12 protein-coding genes are annotated in these 14,266 nt (G+C 56.1%); 2 read left to right on the top strand and 10 right to left on the bottom strand.

Annotation, left to right across the window (positions count from 1 at the left end; translation table 11 throughout):
* The first annotated feature begins 54 nt into the window (after nt 1-54).
* Together rbn and JKP81_RS01560 are read left to right on the top strand one after the other, a co-directional pair.
* Nucleotides 55-972: a ribonuclease BN gene (gene rbn, locus JKP81_RS01565; RefSeq protein ID WP_200550347.1), complete on the top strand. Its 918-nt coding sequence runs from the start codon at nt 55-57 to the stop codon at nt 970-972.
* Between the two features lie 77 nt (nt 973-1,049).
* Nucleotides 1,050-2,075 (top strand): chemotaxis protein, encoded by a 1,026-nt coding sequence (locus JKP81_RS01560; RefSeq protein ID WP_025263901.1) that lies wholly within the window; start codon nt 1,050-1,052, stop codon nt 2,073-2,075.
* Nucleotides 2,076-2,150: 75 nt separating this feature from the next.
* Here the strand turns inward: JKP81_RS01560 and nuoN are convergent, their stop codons facing one another.
* The 10 genes from nuoN to nuoE all read right to left on the bottom strand — a co-directional run bounded on the left by nuoN (nt 2,151) and on the right by nuoE (nt 14,264).
* Nucleotides 2,151-3,608 (bottom strand): NADH-quinone oxidoreductase subunit NuoN, encoded by a 1,458-nt coding sequence (nuoN, locus tag JKP81_RS01555; protein WP_200550346.1) that lies wholly within the window; start codon nt 3,606-3,608, stop codon nt 2,151-2,153.
* A gap of 6 nt (nt 3,609-3,614) precedes the next feature.
* Nucleotides 3,615-5,144, bottom strand: coding sequence for an NADH-quinone oxidoreductase subunit M (gene nuoM, locus JKP81_RS01550; protein ID WP_020454522.1), 1,530 nt, complete (start codon nt 5,142-5,144; stop codon nt 3,615-3,617).
* A 234-nt stretch (nt 5,145-5,378) separates the two neighbouring features.
* The gene (gene nuoL, locus JKP81_RS01545) at nt 5,379-7,220 is read right to left on the bottom strand and encodes an NADH-quinone oxidoreductase subunit L (protein ID WP_200550345.1); all 1,842 of its coding nucleotides are present in this window, start codon (nt 7,218-7,220) and stop codon (nt 5,379-5,381) included.
* Nucleotides 7,217-7,519: an NADH-quinone oxidoreductase subunit NuoK gene (gene nuoK / locus JKP81_RS01540; RefSeq protein WP_002463445.1), complete on the bottom strand. Its 303-nt coding sequence runs from the start codon at nt 7,517-7,519 to the stop codon at nt 7,217-7,219. Before nuoK ends, nuoL begins: the two co-directional genes overlap by 4 nt.
* The gene (gene nuoJ, locus JKP81_RS01535; protein ID WP_200550344.1) at nt 7,516-8,070 is read right to left on the bottom strand and encodes an NADH-quinone oxidoreductase subunit J; all 555 of its coding nucleotides are present in this window, start codon (nt 8,068-8,070) and stop codon (nt 7,516-7,518) included. The genes nuoK and nuoJ overlap by 4 nt, the downstream gene beginning before the upstream one ends.
* A gap of 11 nt (nt 8,071-8,081) precedes the next feature.
* Nucleotides 8,082-8,624 carry an NADH-quinone oxidoreductase subunit NuoI gene (nuoI, locus tag JKP81_RS01530; protein WP_017458593.1) on the bottom strand — a complete coding sequence of 181 codons (543 nt, stop codon included), beginning with the start codon at nt 8,622-8,624 and terminating at the stop codon, nt 8,082-8,084.
* Between the two features lie 14 nt (nt 8,625-8,638).
* On the bottom strand, nt 8,639-9,616 hold the full coding sequence (gene nuoH, locus JKP81_RS01525) for an NADH-quinone oxidoreductase subunit NuoH (protein ID WP_200550343.1): 978 nt from the start codon (nt 9,614-9,616) through the stop codon (nt 8,639-8,641).
* Nucleotides 9,613-12,339: an NADH-quinone oxidoreductase subunit NuoG gene (nuoG, locus tag JKP81_RS01520; protein ID WP_200550342.1), complete on the bottom strand. Its 2,727-nt coding sequence runs from the start codon at nt 12,337-12,339 to the stop codon at nt 9,613-9,615. Before nuoG ends, nuoH begins: the two co-directional genes overlap by 4 nt.
* A gap of 90 nt (nt 12,340-12,429) precedes the next feature.
* Nucleotides 12,430-13,767 (bottom strand): NADH-quinone oxidoreductase subunit NuoF, encoded by a 1,338-nt coding sequence (gene nuoF / locus JKP81_RS01515; protein ID WP_017458596.1) that lies wholly within the window; start codon nt 13,765-13,767, stop codon nt 12,430-12,432.
* The gene (gene nuoE / locus JKP81_RS01510) at nt 13,764-14,264 is read right to left on the bottom strand and encodes an NADH-quinone oxidoreductase subunit NuoE (RefSeq protein ID WP_017458597.1); all 501 of its coding nucleotides are present in this window, start codon (nt 14,262-14,264) and stop codon (nt 13,764-13,766) included. The genes nuoF and nuoE overlap by 4 nt, the downstream gene beginning before the upstream one ends.
* Nucleotides 14,265-14,266 lie beyond the last annotated feature (2 nt).

Here is a 14,266-nt window from a genome sequence, read left to right as displayed (position 1 = left end):
CCTCATTTATAGTGACCTCGTTATACTAGATTCTTTTTCATTCGGGCAAAGATTGTGGAACTGATTTTCTTAGGCACCTCTGCGGGCGTACCTACACGGACGCGTAATGTCACGGCGATGCTGCTCAATTTACAACACCCAACCCGCGCCGGGCTTTGGCTGTTTGATTGCGGCGAAGGAACCCAGCACCAGATGCTGCGCACCGCCTTTCACCCCGGCAAGCTCGATAAAATTTTTATTACTCACCTGCACGGCGATCATCTTTTTGGACTGCCTGGGTTGCTATGCAGCCGCTCAATGGCCGGGAATGTTCAGCCGCTGCAGATTTACGGCCCAAAAGGGATCCGCGAGTTTGTAGAAACCACGCTGCGGCTTAGCGGTTCATGGACCGATTACCCGCTGACAATTGAGGAAGTGACGCCCGGGCTGGTCGTTGATGATGGCTTGCGCAAAGTGACTGCTTATCCGCTGTCGCACCCGGTTGAGTGCTACGGCTATCGTATTGAAGAGCATGATAAACCCGGCGCGCTGAACGCGGCGGCGTTAAAAGCGCAGGGCATCCCGGCCGGGCCGCTGTTCCAGCAATTAAAAGAGGGGAAAACCGTCACGCTGCCTGACGGACGTATCGTCAATGGCGCGGATTATCTTGCCCCGGCAGAAAGCGGAAAAAAACTGGCGATTTTTGGCGACACCGCGCCCTGCCCGACCGCGCTGGAACTGGCGCAAGGCGTTGATTTACTGGTGCATGAAGCCACGCTTGAGCAGGTAATGGAGGAAAAAGCGAACAGCCGGGGACACAGTTCAACCCGCCAGGCGGCGCAGCTCGCCGCTGATGCAGGCGCAAAAAAGTTGGTGATTACCCATCTCAGTTCACGTTATGACGAACAGGGCAGCCAGGCGATGCTCGCCGAGTGTAAAACGTACTTTTCGCAAACGACATTGGCTGAAGATTTTGCGGTAGTTCACATTTGATTTTAATTTAGGCACTCTATTTTTTCTCCACCATGCCGATAATAGATATACGCAGGCATTTCCTATTTGAGGGCATGATGGACAATTTCCAGAAAGACATCGATGACAGGGCGAATCTTACTCTGTCGAACCGGTTTGAGCTGTTGCTGTTTCGCCTTGGCACATCGTTAGATGCCACCAAATCCGAGTTATTTGGCATCAACGTGTTTAAGCTACGCGAAATCGTACCGATGCCCACCTTTACCCGTCCCGCAGGGATGAAAGCGCCGCTGATGGGGATGGTTAACATCCGCGATCAGGTGATCCCGGTGATTGACCTTGCCGCCGTTGCGGGTTGTAAACCTGCAAGCGGTCTGAACATCTTACTGATTACGGAATATGCCCGTAGCGTGCAGGCATTTGCCGTTGAGTCCGTGGAAAATATTATTCGCCTGGACTGGAAACAGGTGCACACGGCCGAAAAAGCGATCAATGGTCGCTACATCACGAGTATTGCCTGCCTGGATGACGATAAGGATACCAACAACCTGGCGATGGTGCTGGACGTTGAGCAGATCCTCTATGACATCGTGCCTGCGGATCATGACGTCCACGGCGATCATGTGCCGGACAAGAAATTCAACCTGAAACCGGGCTCTGTTGCCATTGTGGCGGAAGACTCCAAAGTGGCGCGCGCGATGCTGGAAAAAGGCCTCAACGCCATGCAGATCCCGAATGCAATGCATATCACCGGTAAAGACGCGTGGGAAAAAATCCAGTTGATGGCGCAGCAGGCCGATGCGGAAGGTGTTCCAGTAAGCGATAAGATCTCAATGGTTCTGACCGACCTTGAGATGCCGGAGATGGATGGCTTTACCTTAACGCGCCTGATCAAAACCGATCCGCGTTTGAAAAACATCCCGGTGGTGATCCACTCGTCCCTCTCCGGTAGCGCTAACGAAGATCACGTGCGGAAAGTGCAGGCAGACGGTTACGTGGCGAAGTTCGAGATTAACGAACTCTCTTCCGTGATTCAGGAAGTGCTGGATCGCGCTGCGAATAATATTCGCGGCCCGCTGATCAGCCACCATCAGGTAACGTCTACCCCGCTGCTGGCGAAATAATCGTTCCACGTTTATTTGGTTAGCCCATAAAAAAACCGCCGATACCGGCGGTTTTTCTTTACCTGTTTCCAGGCCTTACATTATCGGCATCGCCAGTTGAACGATGCTGATTAGCGGCTGCGGATAGATACCTAACAGCAGTACCAGCAGCGCGGAGATAAGCACCACGATCCCGCCTGCGCTGTAAGCCCAGTTAGACGGTGCATCGCGGTTCAACTGTTGCGGTGCGTTCAGGTAGAGACTCACCGCCACGCGCAGGTAGTAATACAAACCAATCGCCGAGCCCAGCACCACTGCGGCAGTCAGCCACCACAGATGCGCTTCAACGCCGACCGCCAGAATGTAGAACTTACCGATAAAGCCCAGCGTCATCGGAATACCCGCCAGCGACAGCATCATCACCGTCATTACCGCAGACAGGATCGGACGGTGCCAGAACAAGCCACGGTAAGAGTAAAGCGATTCTGCATCCGGGCCACGATACGGACTGGACATCAGGCTGACCACACCGAACGCGCCAAGGCTGCTGAACAGATAACCGGCCAGGTAAACACCGACGGTTTCCATTGACATCTGGCCGCCTTGCAGCGCAATCAGCGCCACCAGCAGATAACCCAGGTGCGAAATAGAGGAGAAGCCCAGCAGACGTTTAATGTTGGTCTGGCTCAGCGCCATCAGGTTACCGAAGATGATGGAGACGAAAGCGATGATACCCAGAACCACGCGAACCGCTTCGCTTTCCCCCACCGGTGCGTAGAGGAACAGACGCATCAGCACGCCAAAAATGGCGATTTTACTGGCGGTGGCCAGGAATGTGGACACCGGAGCAGGCGCGCCCTGGTAAACGTCTGGCGTCCACAGGTGGAACGGCACCAGCGAGAGTTTAAAGCCAAGTCCGACAATCATCATGCCCAGACCCGCCAGCAGCAGCGGTTCATGCAGCATCCCTTCGCCCAGGCTTTTACCGATCGCGACAAACGACAGGTTGCCAGTTTGCGCATAAACCAGCGCGATACCGAACAGCAGGAACGAGGAGGCGGCAGCGGACAAAATGGTGTATTTGATACTGGCTTCCAGCGAGCGTTTCTGGCGGAAGGCGTAGCCCACCAGCCCGAACAGCGGCAGAGAGATCAGCTCAATACCGAGGAACAGCGCCGCCATGTGATTCGCGTTCGCCAGCAGAATGCCGCCGAGCGCGGCAATCAGTACCAGCAGATAAAACTCTTCTTTGTTATCGCTATACCCTTCCAGCCACGGATAGGCAAAAGTGCAAGTGGCGAGGCTCGCCAGCAGCACCAGCCCGGTGTAAAGCATGGCGTAGCCATCGACGCGCATCAGCGGGGTGACATCCATCGCCCCCGCCTGGCCGACGAACCACAAAGAGAGCAGCGCGACGTTCAGGCCAATGACCGACAGCGTGGCATTGAGAAAATGGTTGCGTCGCCACGCAATGGAGAGCATCACAACCACCACCGTCAATCCGACGATTAGCAGCGGCAGCAGCGCAATCAGGTGTTGTGGAGTTATCGTCATGGCGATTTACGGCCTTGTAGTAGTAACAGAATTAACAAACCACTGCTGGATATTGCCCATCGCGGCGTGCGATGTATCCAGAATCGGCTGCGGATAGAAGCCAAGCAGTACCAGAAGCACAACCAGGATCAGAATCATAAACAGCTCGCGCAGCGACAGACCCCGCAGTTCCTGGCTGGCGAGTTCGCTTTTCGCCTTGCCGAAGTAAGCACGATGCAGCATCGCCAGCGAGTACACCGACGCGAACACCAGACCGAAGGTGGAAATCACCGTGATCGTCGGCACAACCTGATAGCTGCCGAAGAGGATCATGAATTCACCCACGAAGTTACCGGTACCCGGCATCCCAAGCGTTGCGACGGCAAAGAACATCGACAGCGCTGGCAGCCACTTAATTTTGCTCCACAAGCCGCCCATCATACGCATATCGCGCGTATGCAGACGTTCGTAGAGCTGGCCGCACAGAATAAACAGACCCGCAGCGGAAAGACCGTGGGCAATCATCTGAATCACCGCGCCCTGGTAAGCAAGCTGGCTGCCGGTGTAGATAGCAATCAGCACAAAACCCATGTGAGACACAGAGGTGTAGGCGATAAGACGTTTGATATCGGTCTGGGTGAAGGCCATCCACGCGCCGTAGAAGATGCCGATCACGCCAAGCCACATGGCGATAGGCGCAAACTCTGCCGACGCGTTCGGGAACAGCGGCAGCGAGAAGCGCAGCAGACCGTAGGCGGCGGTTTTCAGCAAGATCCCCGCGAGGTCAACAGAACCGGCGGTCGGTGCCTGCGAGTGCGCGTCTGGCAGCCAGCCGTGCAGCGGCACCACCGGCATTTTTACCGCAAAGGCGATGAAGAAGCCGAGCATCAGCAGATATTCGACATTGCCGGACATCGGCGTCTTCAACAGATCTTCGTAAGCGAAAGTCCATACGCCGGTCGCGTTGTAATGCACCAGCACCAGCGCCAGGATGGCAATCAGCATGACCAGACCGCTCGCCTGGGTATAAATGAAGAACTTGGTCGCCGCGGTAATACGCGTCTTCCCATCGGAGGCTTTGTGGCCCCACAGCGCGATCAGGAAGTACATCGGCACCAGCATCATTTCCCAGAAGAAGAAGAACAGGAACATGTCGATGGCAAGGAACACGCCGATAACGCCGCCGAGGATCCACATCAGGTTCAGGTGGAAGAAGCCCTGATATTTCTCGATTTCACGCCAGGAGCAGAGCACCGCCAGCACGCCGAGGAAGCCGGTCAGCACCACCATCAGCAGCGACAAACCATCCATTGCCAGATGAATGCTAATGCCAAAGCGCGGGATCCAGTCATGCTTGAACGTTTCCTGCCACTGCGGAAGGCCGGTGACTTGCGTCAGAGAATAGCCGCCCTGCAACCAGAGTTGCAGAGAAAGCGCCAGCGTCAGTCCCATGGTGATCAGCGCGATCCAGCGCGGCACCTTCACGCCGAAGCGCTCGGTCTGCCAGCAGAGGAAGCCGCCGATAAAGGGAATCAGAATTAGCCAGGGTAGTAACATGGCGATTTTTGTTCCTTGTTTAAGTCCGCCTCAGGCTATCTTGCTCGTCATAGCGAACCCCGGCTGTGCTCGCAATCCTCACGTACATCTGTACGCTCCGGTTGCTCTGCGCAGGCGGTGTCCACTCTGACTTCGCCGATAACGCCTGTCCATTCGGACCAGATTTTCAACGAATTTCTAAAAATTCTCTTTCCGTTTGCAGGCCGGATAAGCGCACTCAACCGGCCAACAAACTCAGCGCAATACCATCAACAGCGCCAGCACGACAACCGCGCCAATGCTCATGGATGCCACATACCAGCGCAGATAACCGTTCTCGCTAAACAGCAGACCTTTGCCTGCGAAGCGGGAAAGGATCGCCGGGATGTTCATCAGCGCATTCAGCGGATCGCTCTTCAGCAACCATGCAACACCGAGGTATGGCTTCACAAAGACGCGATCGTAAAGCCAGTCGAAGCCCCAGGCATTGAACCACCAGGTACCGAAGAAACGCCCCGTAGCGCTGTTGGCAATCGAATGCACCAGTGTGCGATTACCCAGCCACAGCCATGCTGCCAGCAGGATACCGATAATCGCTACCGCACCGGATGCCACTTCCAGCATCACGACGCTGCTGTGCGCAAGCTCGGTGGTTTCCGGCAACACGCCTTTCAGCGGCGGCACGATCATTGCGCCAACAAAAGTAGACAGCACCAGCAGCACAATCAGCGGCAGATGATGGGTAATTCCCTTCCCTGCATGCGCGTGGATTTGCTCTTTTCCGTGGAAGACAATGAAAATCAGACGGAAGGTGTAGAGCGATGTCATAAAGGCACCGACCAGGCCAGCAATCATCAGATTGATATGACCATTCGCAACTGCACCGGCAAGGATTTCGTCCTTACTGAAGAAGCCTGCGGTGATCATCGGCAACGCTGACAGCGCTGCGCCACCGACCAGGAAGCAAGCGTACACCAGCGGAATCGACTTACGCAGGCCACCCATTTTGAAGATGTTCTGCTCGTGATGACACGCGAGGATCACCGAACCGGAGGAGAGGAACAGCAGCGCTTTAAAGAACGCGTGCGTCATGAGGTGGAAAATCGCCGCATCCCACGCCTGTACACCCAGCGCCAGGAACATGTAACCAATCTGGCTCATGGTGGAGTAAGCGAGCACACGTTTGATATCGGTTTGCACTAATGCGGCGAAACCGGCCATCAGCAGTGTTACCGCCCCGACAATCCCGACCAGATGCAGTACTTCCGGCGTTAGCAGGAACAAGCCGTGCGTACGTGCAATCAGGTAGACACCGGCGGTAACCATTGTCGCAGCGTGGATCAGCGCAGAAACCGGGGTCGGGCCAGCCATCGCATCGGCAAGCCAGGTCTGCAACGGCAGCTGTGCGGATTTACCAACCGCACCGCCCAACAGCATCAGCGTCGCCCACATCAGCATGTTATTGCCGTTGGCGAAGTGCTGCGGTGCCAGTTCAACCATCTCGCGGAAGTTCAGCGTGCCCAGTTCGTTGTAAAGAATGAACAGGGCGAAAGCGAGGAACACGTCACCCACGCGGGTGACGACAAACGCTTTCATCGCCGCAGCGCCATTCTTCGGATCGGTATAGTAGAAACCAATCAGCAGATAGGAGCACAGACCCACGCCTTCCCAGCCGAGGTACATCAGCAAAAGGTTATCACCCAGCACCAGAACGACCATGCTGGCGATAAACAGGTTGGTGTAGGCGAAGAAGCGGGAGTAACCCTCTTCACCACGCATATACCAGGAAGCGAACATGTGGATCAGGAAGCCTACTCCGGTGACCACCGAAAGCATGGTCAAAGAGAGGCCGTCCAGCACCAGATTGAAGCCGATGTTGAAATCGCCGACAGCCATCCACGTCCACAGCGGTTTTGCGAAAGGTTGCTGACCGTTATTAAAGAAATCAACGCCCGCATACGCAGTAACCAGCGCAGCCAGACCAATCGACCCGACACCTACGGTTGCAGAAACATTTTCCGACCAGCGGCCACGGGAAAACGCCAACAGCACAAAGCCAATAAAAGGAAAAATAATGGTTAAGGCGAGCATGTTCATCCACGCATCTCACTTACTGAATCGATATTCAGATTCTGGCGGCGACGATGGAGTTGCAGCAGCAACGCCAGGCCAATGCTCGCTTCGGCAGCCGCGAGGCTAATGGCGAGAATATACATCACCTGTCCGTCGGTCTGACCCCAGTAGCTGCCCGCGACCACAAAGGCCAGCGCAGCGGCGTTAATCATGATTTCCAGCCCAATCAGCATAAACAGCAGGTTGCGGCGGATAACCAGACCGGTCAGCCCCAAAACAAACAAAATCGCAGCGAGGATCAATCCATGTTGCAACGGGATCATGCGTGCTCCTCCGTTTTTCTTTTCGCGCGGTCTTCCGTGCGATTGCTCAGCACTTCGCCAGGTCTGTCTTCGCGACCCAGATGGAAAGCAACAACCAGCCCCGCCAGCAGCAGCATAGACGCCAGTTCTACCGCCAGTACGTAAGGACCAAACAGCGTAATGCCCACCGCTTTCGCGCCAATCGCCGTACCCTCGATGCCCTGATCGTTAACCCCGAGGATGGCGTAAATCATCACCGCCAGCAGCACTGCGGAGAGCAGCGCCGGACCAATCCAGATTTGCGGCGACAGCCAGTTGCGCTCCTGCTCGACCACGGTATTGCCGAGGTTTAGCATCATCACAACGAACACAAACAGCACCATGATGGCCCCGGCGTAGACGATGATCTCCAGCGCCCCGGCGAAGTACGCGCCGAGCGAAAAGAAGACCCCGGCAATGGCCAGCAGAGACACAATCAGATACAGCAACGCGTGTACCGGGTTGGTATGCGTAATCACGCGTACCGTCGTCAGGATGGCGACCAGGCCACAGATATAAAAAGCGAACTCCATTGCCCCTCTCCTTACGGTAACAGGCCCTTGACGTCGATAGGCTTGGCTTCATTTTCCGCTTCGCCTTTATCTTTGCCGTCGATTGCCATACCTGCCATCCGGTAGAAGTTATATTCCGGGTATTTGCCCGGACCGGAGATCAGCAGATCCTCTTTTTCGTACACCAGATCCTGACGTTTGTATTCGCCCATCTCGAAATCCGGGGTGAGCTGAATTGCCGTTGTCGGGCACGCTTCTTCGCACAGGCCGCAGAAAATGCAGCGTGAGAAGTTGATACGGAAAAATTCCGGATACCAGCGGCCGTCCTGCATCTCCGCTTTTTGCAGCGAGATACAGCCGACAGGGCAGGCTACCGCACACAGGTTACAGGCAACGCAGCGCTCGGAACCGTCCGGGTCGCGCGTCAGCACGATACGGCCACGGTAGCGCGGCGGCAGGTAGACCGGCTCTTCCGGGTACATACGCGTTTCACGTTTGGCGAACGCATGCAGGCCAATCATCCAGATACTACGAACCTGGGTGCCGAAGCCCACGAGTAATTCTTTTAAAGTCATGGTCTTTTCACCCCTTATTGCGCTTGCCAGAGAATGACAGCCGCCGTTCCCAGCAAGTTAATCAGCGTCAATGGCAGGCAGACTTTCCAGCCGAAGGACATCACCTGGTCATAACGCGGACGCGGCAGCGCGGCGCGGATCAAAATGAACATCATCATAAAGAACGCGGTTTTCAGCGCGAACCAGATGAATGGCGGTAAGAACGGCCCTTGCCAGCCACCGAAGAACAACGTGACCATCAGTGCGGAAATGGTGACGATACCGATGTATTCCCCGACGAAGAACAGTCCGAACTTCATACCGGAATATTCGATGTGGTAACCATCCGCCAGCTCCTGCTCCGCTTCCGGCTGGTCAAACGGGTGACGGTGACACACCGCAACGCCCGCGATAGCGAAAGTCACAAAGCCAAAGAATTGCGGGATAACGTTCCACAAACCGGCCTGATTGTTAACGATGTCGGTCATGTTGAATGAACCGGCCTGCGCAACCACGCCCATCAGGGAAAGCCCGAGAAACACTTCATAGCTCAGGGTCTGCGCGGAAGCACGCATCGCACCGAGCAACGAGTATTTGTTGTTACTCGACCAGCCAGCGAACAGCACCGCGTAAACGGCCAGACCCGCCATCATCAGGAAGAACAGGATCCCGATATTGAGGTCGGCCACTACCCAGGTCGGGCTGACTGGCACAATGGCGAACGCTAACAGCAGCGAGGTAAAGGCAATCATTGGCGCAAGAGTAAAAATCACGCGGTCCGAAAAGCGCGGGATCCAGTCCTCTTTAAAGAACATCTTGATCATGTCCGCCACCAGCTGGAGTGAACCACCCCAGCCTACGCGGTTCGGCCCGTAACGGTTCTGGAACAGACCGAGCAGACGACGTTCACCAAAGCTCATGAACGCGCCGCAGGTGACCACCACCAGCAGAATGACGACCGCTTTCAGAATGCTTAACAGAATGTCGATAACATCCGGTGTTAACCAGCTCATGCTTGCGCCTCCTGCAGATTTTCAAGACGTGCTCCGGCCAGTACCGGCGCGATGCCCGGCATCCCCATCGGCAGACCAACCTGCCCTGCCGCCAGACCTTCAGAAACCTGCAACGGCAGGCTGATAGTCTGCCCTTCGTAAGTGAAGGAGATATGCGCACCCGCGTTCACACCAAGCTTCGCGGCGTCTGCCGGATTCAGCTTGATGTACGGCTGCGGCATGCGGCTCTGGAACACCGGCGAACGCTGCGACAGTTCGTCACTGCCAAACAGGTGATAGTAAGGCGCGATACGCCATTTTCCATCCTGCACTTCGAACGCGCCCGGTACGGTAGTGAAATAATCAAGACCGCTTTCAGATGCTTCGATCAAGCGTACGCCCGGATCGCCGTGACGCAGATGACCACCCACTTCGTCCTGGAATTTGTTCCAGGCCTGCGGGGAGTTCCAGCCCGGCGCCCATGCAAACGGGATTTGCGAACGCGGGGCAGACGGCTGGTTGTTCCCTTCCATTGAGAAAGCAAACATGGTGTCTTTGTCCTGCGGCTGACGCAGTTCGTGCACGCTGATATTGGCGCGCATTGCTGTGCGTCCACTGTAGCGGTGCGGTTCACGCGCCAGTTTCTGGCCACGAATGCGGAAGCTGGCATCCGGCGCGGCGTCTTTAATACCGGCCAGTTGCGGCAGTGCTTCGACAGCCGCGTCGATCACATGATCAAGCTGTGTCCAGTCCACTTCGCGGTTTTGCACGGTGCTGTGCAGCGAGTGCAGCCAGCGCCAGCTTTCCAGCATCAGGGTTTTGCTGTCGTAGTAGGTCGGATCGTAAACCTGGAAGAAGCGCTGCGCGCGGCCTTCGTTGTTGATAACCGTACCATCGCTTTCAGCAAAGCTGGCGGCGGAGAGCACCAGATGAGCGCTGTCCATAATGGCGGTGCGCTGATGATCAACCACCAGCACCAGCGGCGCTTTCGCCAGCGCCGCGTCAACGCGGGCAGCAGAAGCGTGACGATGCAGATCGTTTTCCAGCACGACAACGGCGTCAGCACTGCCGCTTTCCAGCTCAGCCAGCGCGTCATCGAGGCTACCGCCGCCGATAAGCCCCAGCCCCATGCTGTTCACCGAACGGGCAATCATGGTGATGCCGACATCGGAACCACGGCCTTTCAGTGCTTTCGCAACGTTTGCTGCCGCCTGAATCACCGCCGTGCTCCCGGCGTTAGTTCCGGAGATAATCAGCGGTTTTTTCGCTCCAGCCAGCGCCTGAACAATCACATCTACTTTGCTTTTCAGGTCGTTGCTCAGACCGTCAACCGCAGGGGACGCGTCGTCCAGCGCATGCGCAATGGCGAAACCTAAGCGAGCCTGGTCTTCTACCGGTGCGCAGTAGGTCCACGCCGCGATATCGTCCAGACGCGTGCTGTCGACGTTCGTAACGAACAGCGGATGTTTAGCGCGCTGACCAATGTTCATGATCGCCGCGATCTGCCAGTCGGCCACTTTCTGCGCCGCCGCCATTTCACGTGCTTTGCCTTTCACCGCCTGGCGAACCGCCAGCGAGACGCGCGCGCCGGTCTGGGTGATATCTTCACCGAGGATCAAAACCGCGTCGTAAGATTCAATTTCACGCAGCGCCGGTGTACGGATGCCGCTTTCGCGCAGCACTTTCAGCGCCAGCTCAAGACGTTCCTGCTCACCTTTGGCAATGCCGGTGTAGAAGTTTTCCGCGCCGACTAATGCACGCAGCGCGAAGTTGCTCTCTACGCTTGCGCGCGGAGAACCGATACCGATCACTTTCTTCGACTGACGCAGAATATCCGCGGCACCCTGCATCGCCTGCTCGGCGTTAAGGGTGATCAGATCATCGCCACGGCGTTGAACCGGCTGACGCGGTCTGTCTTTCAGGTTGACGTAGCCATAGCCGAAACGACCACGGTCGCAAAGGAAATAGTGGTTAACGGTACCGTTGTAACGGTTTTCAATGCGGCGCAGTTCGCCATAACGTTCGCCAGGGCTGGTGTTGCAACCCAGCGAGCACTGCTGGCAGATGCTCGGCGCAAACTGCATATCCCACTTACGGTTATAACGCTCGGAGTGGGTTTTATCGGTGAATACGCCGGTCGGGCAAATTTCCACCAGGTTGCCGGAGAATTCGCTTTCAAGCACGCCATCTTCCGGGCGACCAAAGTAGACGTTGTCATGGGCGCCATACACGCCAAGATCCGTGCCGTCCGCGTAGTCTTTGTAGTAACGCACGCAGCGGTAACAGGCGATACAGCGGTTCATTTCGTGAGAGATGAACGGGCCGAGATCCTGATTACGGTGCGTACGTTTGGTAAAACGATAGCGGCGGAAGCTGTGACCGGTCATTACGGTCATATCCTGCAGGTGGCAGTTGCCCCCTTCTTCGCAGACCGGGCAGTCGTGCGGGTGGTTGGTCATCAACCACTCGACCACGCTTTCACGGAACTGCTTCGCTTCGTCGTCATCAATAGAGATAAAAGTACCGTCTGATGCTGGTGTCATACAGGACATTACCAGGCGGCCACGCGTGTCTTCCGCGTTTTGATATTGCTTCACCGCACACTGGCGGCACGCACCCACGCTCCCCAGCGCCGGATGCCAGCAAAAATAGGGAATATCAAGGCCTAAAGAGAGACACGCCTCAAGAAGGTTGTCTGCTCCGTTTACCTCGTATTCTTTGCCGTCTACATGAATAGTAGCCATTAGCATGCTTCCAGTTGTCTCAGTCAGCGACTAAGAGTTAATCAAAATTCTGTTCGCGTTCCCCTCATCTGCACGATGAAGGGAGAACCATTACCAGCGCGCTTTCAGCAAGTTTGGCTGGATACCGCCAATTGCATGGGTATTGCTGAATTGCTGTTTAATGCCCGCTTCGAACTCTTCGCGGAAATATTTAATCGCGCTCTGTAACGGTTCAACCGCACCTGGCGCATGCGCGCAGAAGGTTTTACCCGGCCCGAGTTGTCGACACAGTTGCTCAAGTGTCTCGATATCTCCAGGCTGGCCTTCACCGCGCTCCAGCGCACGCAGGATTTTCACGCTCCACGGCAGACCATCGCGACATGGCGTACACCAGCCGCAGGACTCGCGGGCGAAGAACTCTTCCAGGTTACGCACCAGCGGTACCATGCCAATTTCATGGTCAACGGCCATCGCCAGCGCTGTACCGAGACGGCTACCTGCTTTACCGATGCTTTCAAACTCCATCGGCAAGTCGAGGTGCGCTTCGGTCAGGAAGTCAGTACCTGCCCCACCCGGCTGCCAGGCTTTAAATTTCAGGCCATCACGCATACCGCCCGCGTAATCCTCAAGAATTTCACGCGCGGTGGTACCAAACGGCAGCTCCCACAGACCCGGATTCTTCACGCGCCCGGAGAAGCCCATCAGTTTGGTGCCTGCATCTTTGCTGGTCGAAATGTTCTGATACCACTCAACGCCGTTCGCCAGAATAGCCGGGACGTTACACAGGGTTTCGACGTTGTTGACACACGTCGGTTTGCCCCATGCGCCAGAACTTGCCGGGAATGGCGGTTTGGAACGCGGGTTGGCGCGGCGGCCTTCCAGCGAGTTAATCAGCGCCGTTTCTTCGCCGCAGATATAACGTCCCGCACCGGTATGCACGAACAGTTCGAAGTCAAAACCGCTGCCAAGAATGTTCTTGCCGAGCAGACCGGCTTCGGTTGCTTCCGCAATCGCGCGGCGCAGATGCACCGCCGCTTCAATGTATTCACCGCGCAGGAAGATGTAGCCACGGTAGGCTTTCAGCGCGAATGCCGAAATCAGCATTCCTTCCACCAGCAGGTGCGGCAGTTGCTCCATCAGCAGGCGGTCTTTGTAGGTGCCCGGTTCCATTTCATCGGCGTTACACAGCAGGTAACGGATGTTCATGGATTCGTCTTTCGGCATCAGGCTCCACTTCAGCCCCGTGGAGAAGCCCGCGCCACCGCGACCTTTCAGACCAGAATCTTTGACCGCGTTGACAATCTCATCCGGCGCCATGCCGGTCAGCGCTTTGCGCGCACCGGCGTAACCGTTTTTGCTCTGGTACTCTTCGAGCCAGACCGGCTGTTTGTCATCGCGCAGACGCCAGGTCAGCGGATGCGTTTCAGGAGTACGGATAACTGTTTTCATTTATACCGCTCCAGCAAGTCAGGGATCGCGTCCGGTGTCAGATGGCTGTGAGTGTCCTCATCAATCATCATGTTCGGGCCTTTATCGCAGTTACCCAGACAGCAGGTCGGCAGCAGCGTAAAGCGACCGTCGAACGTTGTCTGGCCCGGTTTGATCTTCAGGTGGCTTTCAATCGCTGATTGAATGCCCTGATAGCCGGTGATATGGCAAACCACGCTGTCGCAATAGCGAATAACATGGCGGCCAACCGGCTGGCGGAAGATCTGGCTGTAGAATGTTGCCACGCCTTCGACATCGCTCGCCGGAATACCCAGCACATCAGCGATGGCGTAAATTGCGCCGTCCGGCACCCAACCACGCTGTTTCTGAACGATCTTCAGCGCTTCAATGGACGCCGCACGCGGGTCTTCGTAGTGGTGCTTCTCGTGCTCAATTGCCTCACGCTCTGCCGCACTCAGCTCAAAAGCCTCGGTTTGTGGTTGTTGATTCTCGTGCATAA

The organism is Kosakonia sp. LAM2021 (genome assembly GCF_016620385.1).
Lineage (GTDB): Bacteria > Pseudomonadota > Gammaproteobacteria > Enterobacterales > Enterobacteriaceae > Kosakonia > Kosakonia sacchari.
The sequence above is the reverse complement of the archived record's forward strand: the minus strand, read 5'-3'. Positions and strand labels throughout refer to the sequence as shown.

Coding starts and splice junctions, on each gene's coding strand:
- nuoL (WP_200550345.1), bottom strand. CDS start 7,220: ATGAACATGCTCGCCTTAACCATTATTTTTCCTTTTATTGGCTTTGTG.
- nuoJ (WP_200550344.1), bottom strand. CDS start 8,070: ATGGAGTTCGCTTTTTATATCTGTGGCCTGGTCGCCATCCTGACGACG.
- nuoG (WP_200550342.1), bottom strand. CDS start 12,339: ATGGCTACTATTCATGTAGACGGCAAAGAATACGAGGTAAACGGAGCA.
- nuoF (WP_017458596.1), bottom strand. CDS start 13,767: ATGAAAACAGTTATCCGTACTCCTGAAACGCATCCGCTGACCTGGCGT.
- nuoK (WP_002463445.1), bottom strand. CDS start 7,519: ATGATCCCGTTGCAACATGGATTGATCCTCGCTGCGATTTTGTTTGTT.
- JKP81_RS01560 (WP_025263901.1), top strand. CDS start 1,050: ATGGACAATTTCCAGAAAGACATCGATGACAGGGCGAATCTTACTCTG.
- nuoI (WP_017458593.1), bottom strand. CDS start 8,624: ATGACTTTAAAAGAATTACTCGTGGGCTTCGGCACCCAGGTTCGTAGT.
- nuoE (WP_017458597.1), bottom strand. CDS start 14,264: ATGCACGAGAATCAACAACCACAAACCGAGGCTTTTGAGCTGAGTGCG.
- nuoH (WP_200550343.1), bottom strand. CDS start 9,616: ATGAGCTGGTTAACACCGGATGTTATCGACATTCTGTTAAGCATTCTG.
- nuoM (WP_020454522.1), bottom strand. CDS start 5,144: ATGTTACTACCCTGGCTAATTCTGATTCCCTTTATCGGCGGCTTCCTC.
- nuoN (WP_200550346.1), bottom strand. CDS start 3,608: ATGACGATAACTCCACAACACCTGATTGCGCTGCTGCCGCTGCTAATC.